Raw genomic sequence first — 10,773 nt, 5'->3', positions numbered from 1 at the left:
GACCGCTGAAGGCGCGGTGTTCGGGGGCAGAGAGGCTCGGCGGCGCGTCGCCCCTCCATACGTCACAAAACTTTATTCTTCGCCGGAGCCTCGCTGGAGAACGACGGCGCCGTTCCTGACCTCCGCGGTGGCGCCGAACATCTCGGCGGCCGCATGGCCAAAGCCGACGGGATCGTTGGCGGCGAACAGTCCGACCACCGGCTCGCGGGCCAGGGCCGGATCCGGCACCACCACGCGGACGTCGCTGTAGCGCGCGAAACTCGCCGCCGCCTGCGCCAAGGTCTCCCCCTCGAAGGCGATCTGGCCCTCCCGCCACAAGAGATCCCGCCGGACCTCATCCTGCGAGGCGCGACGCGGAACAGCCGCGGCGTTGTCCCTCGCGGTCAGCCGCATATTGGCCTCCAGCACCAAGGCGCGTTCGGCTCCGGTCGGCGCGTGGCTGGTCAGGTCGAGGCGTCCGCCGTGGACGAGCACGTCGAGCGGCTCGCCTTTCAGCTTGCGGATTCGGAACGCCCCGCTCGTGGTGCTGAATCGCCGCCCCGCGACCTCGACCACGAACGGGCGAGCCGGATCGGGCAGAACCGTGAAATAGGCTTCGCCCTCATCGAGGCTCGCGAACCGACGGTCGCGATCGTACTTCACCCGCACCAGGGTCTGGGTGTTCAGCATCATCGTCGACCCGTCCGCCAGAGGCGTCAGCCGGATCTCGCCCCGGGCCGTGGCGTAGGCTCTGGGCGCCTGCAGGCCCATGGCGACGCCGACGACGGCCGCGGACGCCAGGGCCGCGCCGCCCCAGGCCATGATCCTCCGCCGCGACGGCCTCTGCTCGCCCTCGGCGCCGAAGCCGGCCGGATCGTAGTGGGCGCCCAGAGCGCGCGCCGACAGGGTGCGCATCGCCACCGCCTTGGCCCGCAAGTAGGCTCCCGGCCGGCGGGGATCCCCGTCCAGCCAGACCCGCAGGGCCTGTTTGTCCTCCTCGGAAAGCGGCGCGCGATCCTCCCGCGCGACCCACGCGACCGCGACGTCGTCAATGTCCTCGTTGGTTTTTCGCGCGATCAAAGACGGCGGTCTCCGCTTTCACAGTCCTAGAGGCTCGAGACCCGGGTCTTCCGCTATCACCGAACCGCTGGATCAAGAACTTGAAGCTTCGGCCGATATGTTTTTCGACCGTACTCTCCGATAGCTTCATGCGCCTGGCGACCTCTTGCTGCGGCAAGTCATGCACGCGGCGCAGGATGAACGCCTCGCGCATTCGCCCCGGCATGGCCGCTATGGCCTCGGCCAGGCGCTGCAATTCATCGCGGTCGATCGCCGTCTGCTCGGGAGAGGCGGCCTGATCGGCGGGATCGAAGCCTTCCAGGTCGTCGGCCGCCCGGATCGAAACGATGCGGGCCCGCCGCACATGATGCACGATGATCGAGTGCGCCACTTGGAAGAGATAGGCGCGAGGATTGCGGATATCCTCGACCGTCTCGCGGGCGGCCAGGATCGTATAGGTCTCCTGGATCACGTCATCGACGTCGAAGACCGCGCTGCGCCGACCTTGCAGCCAGGCCCGCAATCGAGGCTCGTGGGGCAGGACGTGGTTCATGAACCATCGCGTCCGCTCGTCCGAGAAATTGAACATTACGCCCGCCCTGCCAAGCCCCGCGCTGACCTAGCGGCCCTGCCTGACACATTTGTGACGGACGACGTGTCTAGTGATCGAGGACCAGCGGCAGGGCGGCCGCCTCGACCATGCGCCGCGTCACGCCGCCGAACAGCGCTTCGGAGAGACGTCCCTTCCCGTACGCCCCCATCACGCAGTAGCCGGCGCGGAGATTGTCGGCCAGGTCCAGCAGCACCCGGTCCGGCGAGGCCTTGCCCCGCGCGATCGCATGAACCTGGGGCCGCACGCCATGCCGCGACAGGTAGACAGCCGCGTCCTCGGCCGAAGGCCCGCTATCCAGTTCTCCGACGGTCACCAGGTGGACCTCCGAGGCCAGGCACAGCAGCGGAATCGCCGAGCGCAGCGCGGCCGCGGCGGGCGCCGAGCCGTCCCAGGCCACGATCGCCGCCCCGCCCAGCTTGATCCCGGCCGCCGTCTCGGGCGCGGCGATGATCGGGCGACGCGCGTGGACGGCCAGATCGCCGACAAGGCCGCGACGATGATCCGCGAGGAAAGCGTCGCGCCGACAATTGACCACGATGAGATCGGACAGGAGCGACTGGTTGGTCAGGCAGACGCCGATGTCGCCGACGCTCTCGGTCCAGTTCCAGGAAACGCCCTCGCCCGCCAGGCGCGGCTCAAGGCGTTGGCGAAGCTCCACTTCGAGCTTTCGGTCCTCGTCCAGCGGCATGCCGCTCGACCATGCCATCGGATCGGCGGGATAGAGGGTCAGGGGCGTGACGTCGGCGCACTGAATGTGGCCCTCGAACGCCCGAGCGAGATCCAGCGCCACCTGCAGCCGGGCCTCCAGACCCTTGTCGCCGTGGACGAGCAAAAGAATGTTCTTCACTGCCGTTCTCCTGGGAAGCAAAGGGAGCGGGCCGCCAGCGGTCCTTTTGGTCAGCGCCGTTGTGGCGCCGCGCCAGCCAGGCCGACATCCGCAGTTTCCCGTAGGCGCGTTGCTCCATGTCAAATCTCCGCCGGCCAGGCGGGCGATGATGACCGCGTCAAGGCCGTGGAGCGGCGTGGGAGGCTTCATGCGAAACTATCGAATGCTTTTCGGCGCCCTGGCGCTGGCGACCCTCGCGGGCTGCGCGGCCCTGGACCGGGTCTCTCCCGCCGAGGTCGCGCGCGGGCGCGCCGTCGATACCGGCCGCGTCCTGGCGAGCAACAAGTGCCTGACCTGCCATCAACTGGAAGGCGCATCGGCCACCGGCGCGCCGCCGACCTTCAAGGAGGTCGCGCGCCGGTACCAGGACACGCGTCTGGACTGGGAGCTCGAGACGATCTCCGCCGTCGGCCACTATCGCATGCCCCGCAAGCCCCTCTCGTCGACCGAGATCGCGGCCCTGACGGCCTATATCAAGTCTCTGGACATCGACGAGCCGGAAGCGCCGGCGAGGCGCCGCCCGGACTCCCGCTGACACCCTGGTTGGGGAGGACCTCGTCGCCTCCCCCCCCCCGGTTCGCCGCGCCCCCCGACGCCACGATCAACAGGATAACGACGCGCATCATCTTCCGACAGCCTTGGAGGTCACCATGGATCACGCCCTTCGACACGAGATTCTGACAGTCCTGGAGGCTGGCAGAGACCTGACCCTGGCGACCCTTCGCGACGACGGGGCGCCCCAGGCCACCACGGTGTCCTATGTCAGCGACGGACTTTCCATCTACTTCGGCTGTTCGGCCGACTCTCAGAAAGCCCACAATCTGGCGCGCGATTCGCGCGTGGCCCTCACCATCAACCTGCCTTACGGCGACTGGAGCGAGATCCGGGGCCTGTCGATGAGCGGCTCGGCCGCCAGACTGGCTGATCCCGACCAACTCATCGCCATCGGCCGCCTCTTCCTGGCCAGGTTTCCTCAACTGGAGAGCGCCTTCGCGGTCGGCGACCAGGCGATGGCGGTGTTCTGCGTCACGCCCCTGGTGATCTCGGTGCTCGACTACCGCAAGGGCTTCGGCCACGTCGACCACGTCGACGCCGCCGAACTCGAAGCCGTCGCACGCTGAAACACCCCCGGTCCCGAGAGCCCGGCCCCAGCGCCGGCCGCGATCGTCACCGACGGCGGGCGCGCGCGAAGGCGGAGGGGAGGCAGCGGAAGACGGTCGAGGATCGAATCCCCGGTATCGCCGCAAGTCACTGATTTATCAGGAAGGGAATGGTGGACGCGACAGGGATTGAACCTGTGACCCCTACGATGTCAACGTAGTGCTCTCCCGCTGAGCTACGCGTCCGCCGAAGCGATCCGAAGCGTCTCCGTGAAGACGTCCCGGCCGGGAAGGTGTGGGGGTATAGCGGCGGCTTGGCCGGTGCGCAAGCCGCCCCGAAAACTTTTAGCGAAACTTTTTGAAGGCCCTATGCGGCCATCATCTTTTCCACCTCGGCGACCAGATCGCGCAGGTGGACCGGCTTGGACAGAACCTTGGCGCCGGCCGGCGCGCGGTCTTGGGCCGAGAGGGCGACGGCGGCGAAGCCGGTGATGAACATGATGCGCAGGCTGGGGTCGCGGGCGGCGGCCTGGCGGGCCACCTCGATGCCGTCCATGCCCGGCATGACGATGTCGGTCAGCAGCAGGTCCCAGGGATGTTCCAGGTGCTGGACGGCTTCCTCGCCATCCGCGCAGGCCTGGACTTCGAAGCCGGCGCGTTCCAGCGCCCGCGCCAGGAAACCGCGGAGGGAATCATCGTCTTCGGCGAGAAGGATGCGGGCCATGAGGTCACGTTCCAAGGAAAGTCGTCGATCGTAAGCGGTCATCTTAGCGCGATGAGCGTAAATCGGGGATGAACCTAAGTGTCGCGGGCTGTGGACGAACCGCCGTCGCGCTGTTTGTCGTTTGACCCGGCGCGGTCGGGCTTCGATGATGCGAGGCATGAGCGCTTGGCGGCCCCTCTCGGCGGACGACGTCCCAAAGGACGGGGGAATGACCGCGCCTCTTGAGACGTTCGGCGGCCCGGCGTTCGAAGTGACGCGCGCCGCCCCGGCCGGGGCCGCCCCGCCCACGGCCCTGGTGTTCGCCTCGCCCCATTCGGGCGGGATCTATCCGGAAGACATGATCGCCGCCGCCCGCCTGCCGCTCGAGACGCTGCGCGCCTCGGAGGACGCCTTCGTCGATCGGATCATCGGCGGCGCGCCGGCCCTGGGGGCCAGCGTCATCCGCGCCCGCTTCGCCCGCGCCTATGTCGATCTCAATCGCGAGCCGTGGGAGCTGGACCCCTCGATGTTCGCCGAGGCCCTGCCCGACTACGCCCACGGCCGCTCGGCCCGGGTGGCGGCGGGGCTGGGCACGATTCCCCGCATCGCCGGCGAGGGCCGGCCGATCTACGCCCGCAAGCTGACCTTCGCCGAGGCCAGAGCGCGGGTGGAGCTGACCCACCGCCCCTATCACGACGCCCTGGACCGCCAACTGGCGGCGGCGCGCGCGGCGCACGGGGCGGCGATCCTGATCGACTGGCATTCGATGCCGGCGGCGGCCGCGCACGGCCAGCGGGCCCGCAACGGGGGGCCGTGCGACATCGTGCTGGGCGACCGCTTCGGCGCGGCCTGCTCCCCCAAGCTGACCGGCCTAGTCGAGCGCGAGCTGGAGACCCTGGGCTACCGCGTCGTCCGCAACGCCCCCTATGCGGGCGGCTACACCACCGAGCACTACGGTCGCCCGGCCCGCCGCACCCACGCCCTGCAGATCGAGATCAACCGCGCGCTCTACATGAATGAGACAACCCGCGAGCCGACTGAGGGCCTGGCGCGACTCACGGCCGACGCCGAGTCGCTGACCAGGGCGCTGGCGCGGCTGGATCTGGCGGAGCTGCGTTAAGGCGGGAAGGGCCACGGCGCCCGGCGCTCGAATTTGATCCGAACCTATCGCTCGACACGCGTTGTCATCGATCAAAGACGCCCGCGGCCGCTCGGACGAAAAAAAAGCCCGGCGAAACCGCCGGGCCAGTTCATTAGGGAGGAAACGCCCAGGAAGGGCAGAAGCGGCAGCGCCGCCTCACGGGAATGTTTATAGGGTGCGGCGCAAAAACAGGCAAGTAAAAAAGTCGGCGTTAATGTCGATTTTTTGACAGGAGTATCGCGCAACCCGTTGTGGGATAAGGATCGCGGAACGGCGCTATTCAGAACTGCCTCAACTTTGGGCATGTTGCGGCGCACAATTTGTTGCGTTTGAAACGGTCTCTGGCGAGAACACCTCGCAAACCCAAGCCTCATAAGGCTTTGTTGATGACACCGGTTACCTGCGACAAGTCTTTCCGAGCGTCAGGGGTGGATAAATCGGCCGCAGTCGCGTAAAAGCCGCGCGCCTGACGCGTAGAGCGTCATCTCCTATTCCTCCCGAAAGTCCGTCCGTTCCCATGTCCATGCGAAATATCGCCATCATCGCGCACGTCGATCATGGCAAGACCACCCTCGTCGACCAGCTGCTGGCCCAGTCGGGCGTCTTCCGCGCCAACGAAGCCACCACCGAGCGCGCCATGGACTCCAACGACCAGGAGCGCGAGCGCGGCATCACCATTCTGGCCAAGTGCACCAGCGTGCTGTGGAACGGTGAAGCGGGCGAAACCCGCATCAACATCATCGACACCCCCGGCCACGCCGACTTCGGCGGCGAAGTCGAACGCATCCTGGGCATGGTGGACGGCTGCGTCCTGCTGGTCGACGCCGAGGAAGGCGTCATGCCGCAGACCAAGTTCGTGCTGACCAAGGCGCTGAAGATGGGCCTGAAGCCGATCCTCTGCATCAATAAGGTCGACCGCGCCCACGCCGATCCGGACCGCGTCCACAACGCCGCCTTCGACCTGTTCGCCGCCATCGGCGCGACGGACGAGCAACTGGACTTCCCGCACATCTACGCCTCGGGCCGCGCCGGCTGGGCCACGCTCGACATGAACGTGCCCAACGACAACCTGGCTCCGCTGTTCGACCTGATCGTCCGCCACGTGCCGGAGCCGAAGCAGATCGCCAAGACCGACGAGCCGTTCCAGATCCTGAACGTGCTGATCGAAAGCGACCCGTTCCTGGGCCGCCTGCTGACCGGCCGCATCGAGAGCGGCAAGGCCATCCCGGGCATGGCCATCAAGGCCCTGGATCGTAACGGCAAGGAAATCGAGCGCGGCCGCATCACCAAGGTGCTGGCCTTCCGCGGCCTGAAGCGTTCGCCGGTCGACGAAGGCGCCGAGGCTGGTGACATCGTCGCCATCGCCGGCATGTCGAAGGCCACCGTCGCCGACACCCTGTGCGCCCTGGAAGTGACCGAGGCCCTGCCGGCCCAGCCGATCGATCCGCCGACCATCTCGATGACCGTCTCGGTCAATGACAGCCCGCTGGCCGGCCGCGAAGGCGACAAGGTCCAGTCGCGCGTCATCCGCGACCGCCTGCTGAAGGAAGCCGAATCGAACGTGGCCATCAAGGTCACCGAGACGGCCGAGGGCGACGCCTATGAAGTGTCGGGCCGCGGCGAACTGCAGCTGGGCGTCCTGATCGAGAACATGCGCCGCGAAGGCTTCGAGGTGTCGATCAGCCGTCCGCGCGTCGTGTTCCAGACCGATCCGGAAACCGGCAAGCGCCTGGAGCCGATGGAAGACGTCATGATCGACGTCGACGACGAGTTCTCGGGCATCGTCATCGAGAAGCTGTCGCTGCGGAAGGCCGAGCTGAAGGACATGGGCCCGTCGGGCGCGGGCAAGACCCGCATCCAGCTGGTCGCCCCCTCGCGCTCGCTGATCGGCTATCAGGGCGAGTTCCTGACCGATACCCGCGGTTCGGGCGTGCTGAACCGCGTGTTCAGCCACTACGAGCCGTACAAGGGCGCCTTCGACCAGCAGCGCAAGGGCGTGCTGATCTCGAACTCGGACGGTGAGACCGCGGCCTACGCGCTGTGGAACCTGGAAGAGCGTGGCGTGATGTTCGTCGGCGCCAACGAGAAATGCTACCTCGGCATGATCATCGGCGAGAACGCCCGTCAGGACGACCTCGACGTCAATCCGATGAAGGCCAAGCAGCTGACCAACGTCCGCGCCTCGGGCAAGGACGAGTCGATCCGCCTGACCCCGCCGCGCCGCATGACCCTCGAACAGGCCATCGCCTATATCGAGGAAGACGAGCTGGTCGAGGTGACCCCGAAGAGCATCCGCCTGCGCAAGCAGATCCTGAACCCGTCGTTCCGCAAGCGTCGCGTCAAGGAAGAGTAGGGTTCTTCACCCTTCGGAAATTGGGCCGCCGTTCGAAAGGACGGCGGCCTTTTTCTTTGCGGTTGACGCGACGGCGTCATCTGAAGCGCCGCGCGCGAATACGGGCCCGCATGCGAATCCATTGCACGGTTTGCTCAAACGATACGTCGACTTAACCAGAGGTTTACCCGGGCGAGCGATAATTTGCCCAGGGGATCTCCACTCCGGATGAGACGAGGACCGCGCGTGCGCGCCATCGCCAGCTCGAGGATCGGCCGCGGCCTGGCCGCGCTCGCCGAGCGGGTGACTCCCGCCGTGCCCGAGGCCATGGCCGGACGCGTGCGCATGGAGCAGGTGCAAAGCATCCTGCGCATGACCCCGGTGATGATGAGCGCCAACATCGTCATCGCCCTGCTGGTCAATCTGGCCGGCCTGACCGGCCCGCACCGCGTCATCCTGACGATCTGGGCGGCGCTGGTGATGAGCTACGCGCTGCTGGGTCTGCGCGGCTGGTACGCCGCCCGACGCCGCAAGAGCGCCAAGTCCACGGTTTCCGCGCGCGGCGTGCGCCGCATCGTCATCCAGGCGGGCCTGCTGGGCCTGTTGTGGAGCGTGCTGCCAGTCCTGACCATGCCCAAGGCGCAGGGCTTCTCGGACGCCATGCCGATGCTAGTCGCCTCGGTCCTGGCCGGCATGATCGGCTGTGGCGGCTTCGCCATGCTGACCCTGCCGGCCGCCGCCATCGCCTATTCGACTCCCATGGTCATCGGCGCCCTGTGGGTGCTGGCCACCAGCAACGACCCGGTCCTGTACGCCCTGGGCGGCCTGTTGATCTTCTGCCACCTGGTGGTCAGCGTCTCGTGCCTGTCGCACGCCAAGATCTTCGTCGAACGCCTCGTCGCCGCCGACGAGCTGGAACAGCAGAGGCTGGTCGTGTCGCTGTTGCTCAGCGACTTCGAGGAAGGCGCCAGCGACTGGCTGTGGGAGGTCGATGCTTCCGGGGCCATGACCTATGTCTCCGACCGCATGGCCGCCGCGGCCGGCGCCGACAAGGACGCGCTGATCGGCCGGCCGATGTCCGAGCTGTGCGGCGCGGCCGAGGCTCCGAGCGGCCCGGTCGCCTCCCTCTCGGCCCTGTTCGCCGAACAGAAGACCTTCCGCGACGTGGTCGTCTCGATCGGCGTCGGCGAGGAGACCCACTGGTGGTCGCTGTCGGCCAAGCCCGTGCTCGACATGGACGGGGCCTTTATCGGCTTCCGAGGCGTGGGCGCCGACATCACCCGGGCCCGCGAGGACCAGGCCCGCATCTCGCGCCTGGCCCACTACGACGTGTTGACCCAGCTGCCCAACCGCCTGTCGTTCCTGCAGGCCCTGGGTAAGGCCTGGACCGAGCATGGCAAGCCCAAGGCCCATGGCGGAAGCGGCAAAGGCTGCGCCGTGCTGTGCCTGGACCTCGACCATTTCAAGGGCGTCAATGACAGCCTGGGTCACCCGATCGGCGACGCCTTGCTGGTCCAGGCCGCCGCCCGCCTGCGCGACTGCGTCGGAGCCCAAGGTCTGGTCTCGCGCCTCGGCGGCGACGAGTTCGCCGTGGTCATCGCCCCCTCGCCGGGCGCGGAGGCGCTGGGTGTCCTGGCCATGACCATCGTCGACGCGCTCTCGCATCCCTACGACGTGCGTGGCCACAACGTGCTGATCGGAGCCAGCGTCGGCATCGCCGTCGCGCCATTCGACGCCGACGATCCGGACGGCCTTCTGAAGAACGCCGACCTGGCCCTCTACCGCGCCAAGGGTGACGGACGCGGGGCTTATCGCTTCTTCGAGACCGCCATGGACGTCTGGGCCCAGGAGCGCCGGGCGCTGGAACTGGACCTGCGTGACGCCCTGGCCAACAACGAGCTGAAGCTGTTCTTCCAGCCGCTGATCGGCGCTCATGAGCACGAAACCACCGGCTTCGAGGCCCTGCTGCGCTGGCAGCATCCGCGCCGGGGCCTGGTGCCGCCGGACGACTTCATCGAGTCCGCCGAGCAATGGGGCCTGATCGGCAAGATCGGCGAGTGGGTGCTGCACGAGGCCTGCAGGACCGCCGCCGGCTGGCCCTCGCACCTGACCGTCGCCGTCAACCTGTCGCCCAACCAGTTCGCCTCGGGCGACCTGGTCGCCCAGGTCAAGGCCGCTCTCGCCGGGTCGGGCCTGGCGCCGGGCCGCCTGGAACTGGAGATCACCGAGGGCCTGCTGCTGCACGACAGCGCCAAAACCCTGGAACAGCTGGCCGCCCTGAAGGCCCTGGGCGTCAAGATCGCCATGGACGACTTCGGCACCGGCTATTCCAGCCTGGCCTATCTGTGGCGGTTCCCGTTCGACAAGATCAAGATCGACCGTTCGTTCGTGGCGGAAATGCAGGACAATACGGCCATCGCCGACATCCTGCGCACCATCGCCCTGCTGGGCCAGACCCTGAACCTGGAGGTCACCGCCGAGGGCGTCGAGACCGCCGCCCAGGCGCGGCTGCTGTCCGACATGCGCTGCGACACCTTCCAGGGCTTCCTGTACGGGCGGCCGATGCCGGTGGGCGACATCCCGAGCTTCCTGCTGTCGAACCTGGCGCGGCGGATGCGGCGGGAAGGCGCGGACGACGGCGCGGAGGAAGAAGAGACGGCGGTGGGGTAGACGCCCGACCTTCCTCCCCCTCCGACGATCCCGTCCTAGTTCTTCTTCACCAGCCCCAGCAGCCACAGCAGCAGCACCGCGCCCAGGGTCGAGATCAGCAGGCTGCCGACCCAGCCCCAGAAGTGGATGCCCAGCATGCCGGCCAGGAACGCGCCGATCAGCGCGCCGACCAGGCCGACGATCAGGTTGGTCAGCAGGCCGTGGTCGCGCTTCATGATCTTCTCGGCGATCCAGCCGGCGAAGATCCCGATGATGATGGCTCCGATGAAACCGACGCCGTGCATGATGAT

10 protein-coding genes and 1 tRNA gene are annotated in these 10,773 nt (G+C 67.6%); 5 read left to right on the top strand and 6 right to left on the bottom strand.

What is annotated here, in order from left to right:
• Positions 1 to 72: 72 nt before the first annotated feature.
• The 3 genes from AC07R7_RS07060 to AC07R7_RS07050 all read right to left on the bottom strand — a co-directional run bounded on the left by AC07R7_RS07060 (position 73) and on the right by AC07R7_RS07050 (position 2,498).
• The gene (locus tag AC07R7_RS07060; protein WP_494634643.1) at positions 73 to 1,059 is read right to left on the bottom strand and encodes a FecR family protein; all 987 of its coding nucleotides are present in this window, start codon (positions 1,057 to 1,059) and stop codon (positions 73 to 75) included.
• Positions 1,028 to 1,591 carry an RNA polymerase sigma factor gene (locus AC07R7_RS07055; RefSeq protein WP_492837182.1) on the bottom strand — a complete coding sequence of 188 codons (564 nt, stop codon included), beginning with the start codon at positions 1,589 to 1,591 and terminating at the stop codon, positions 1,028 to 1,030. The genes AC07R7_RS07060 and AC07R7_RS07055 overlap by 32 nt, the downstream gene beginning before the upstream one ends.
• 106 nt (positions 1,592 to 1,697) lie before the next feature.
• On the bottom strand, positions 1,698 to 2,498 hold the full coding sequence (locus AC07R7_RS07050) for a universal stress protein (protein ID WP_492837183.1): 801 nt from the start codon (positions 2,496 to 2,498) through the stop codon (positions 1,698 to 1,700).
• 187 nt (positions 2,499 to 2,685) lie between these two features.
• Between AC07R7_RS07050 and AC07R7_RS07045 the strand changes: the two genes are divergently transcribed.
• Complete coding sequence (locus tag AC07R7_RS07045; RefSeq protein ID WP_494634642.1) at positions 2,686 to 3,072, top strand: c-type cytochrome; 387 nt, start codon at positions 2,686 to 2,688, stop codon at positions 3,070 to 3,072.
• Between the two features lie 115 nt (positions 3,073 to 3,187).
• Complete coding sequence (locus tag AC07R7_RS07040; RefSeq protein ID WP_492886320.1) at positions 3,188 to 3,658, top strand: pyridoxamine 5'-phosphate oxidase family protein; 471 nt, start codon at positions 3,188 to 3,190, stop codon at positions 3,656 to 3,658.
• A gap of 150 nt (positions 3,659 to 3,808) precedes the next feature.
• On the opposite strand, the gene AC07R7_RS07035 is transcribed toward AC07R7_RS07040, so the two are convergent.
• Together AC07R7_RS07035 and cpdR are read right to left on the bottom strand one after the other, a co-directional pair.
• Positions 3,809 to 3,883 (bottom strand) — tRNA-Val (locus AC07R7_RS07035).
• Positions 3,884 to 4,004: 121 nt separating this feature from the next.
• Entirely contained in the window at positions 4,005 to 4,361 is a 357-nt protein-coding gene (cpdR, locus tag AC07R7_RS07030) for a cell cycle two-component system response regulator CpdR (protein WP_004616083.1), read from the bottom strand.
• Positions 4,362 to 4,518: 157 nt separating this feature from the next.
• Between cpdR and AC07R7_RS07025 the strand changes: the two genes are divergently transcribed.
• The 3 genes from AC07R7_RS07025 to AC07R7_RS07015 all read left to right on the top strand — a co-directional run bounded on the left by AC07R7_RS07025 (position 4,519) and on the right by AC07R7_RS07015 (position 10,483).
• Positions 4,519 to 5,460, top strand: a complete 942-nt coding sequence (locus AC07R7_RS07025) for an N-formylglutamate amidohydrolase (protein ID WP_492886322.1) — start codon at positions 4,519 to 4,521, stop codon at positions 5,458 to 5,460.
• Between the two features lie 538 nt (positions 5,461 to 5,998).
• The gene (typA, locus tag AC07R7_RS07020) at positions 5,999 to 7,834 is read left to right on the top strand and encodes a translational GTPase TypA (RefSeq protein ID WP_492837187.1); all 1,836 of its coding nucleotides are present in this window, start codon (positions 5,999 to 6,001) and stop codon (positions 7,832 to 7,834) included.
• A 225-nt stretch (positions 7,835 to 8,059) separates the two neighbouring features.
• A complete protein-coding gene (locus tag AC07R7_RS07015; protein WP_494634641.1) occupies positions 8,060 to 10,483 on the top strand; it encodes a putative bifunctional diguanylate cyclase/phosphodiesterase in 2,424 nt (807 codons plus the stop codon).
• Positions 10,484 to 10,518: 35 nt separating this feature from the next.
• On the opposite strand, the gene AC07R7_RS07010 is transcribed toward AC07R7_RS07015, so the two are convergent.
• On the bottom strand, positions 10,519 to 10,767 hold the full coding sequence (locus AC07R7_RS07010; RefSeq protein WP_492837237.1) for a GlsB/YeaQ/YmgE family stress response membrane protein: 249 nt from the start codon (positions 10,765 to 10,767) through the stop codon (positions 10,519 to 10,521).
• Positions 10,768 to 10,773 lie beyond the last annotated feature (6 nt).

It is taken from the genome of Caulobacter sp. GW821-FHT05F04, from assembly GCF_059419665.1.
This window is presented reverse-complemented; position numbering and strand designations above follow the sequence as displayed.

Excerpts from the sequence above, each read along its gene's own strand:
- AC07R7_RS07055 (WP_492837182.1), bottom strand. The coding sequence starts at position 1,591 with ATGAACCACGTCCTGCCCCACGAGCCTCGATTGCGGGCCTGGCTGCAA.
- AC07R7_RS07045 (WP_494634642.1), top strand. The coding sequence starts at position 2,686 with ATGCGAAACTATCGAATGCTTTTCGGCGCCCTGGCGCTGGCGACCCTC.
- AC07R7_RS07040 (WP_492886320.1), top strand. The coding sequence starts at position 3,188 with ATGGATCACGCCCTTCGACACGAGATTCTGACAGTCCTGGAGGCTGGC.
- cpdR (WP_004616083.1), bottom strand. The coding sequence starts at position 4,361 with ATGGCCCGCATCCTTCTCGCCGAAGACGATGATTCCCTCCGCGGTTTC.
- AC07R7_RS07025 (WP_492886322.1), top strand. The coding sequence starts at position 4,519 with ATGAGCGCTTGGCGGCCCCTCTCGGCGGACGACGTCCCAAAGGACGGG.
- typA (WP_492837187.1), top strand. The coding sequence starts at position 5,999 with ATGTCCATGCGAAATATCGCCATCATCGCGCACGTCGATCATGGCAAG.
- AC07R7_RS07010 (WP_492837237.1), bottom strand. The coding sequence starts at position 10,767 with ATGCACGGCGTCGGTTTCATCGGAGCCATCATCATCGGGATCTTCGCC.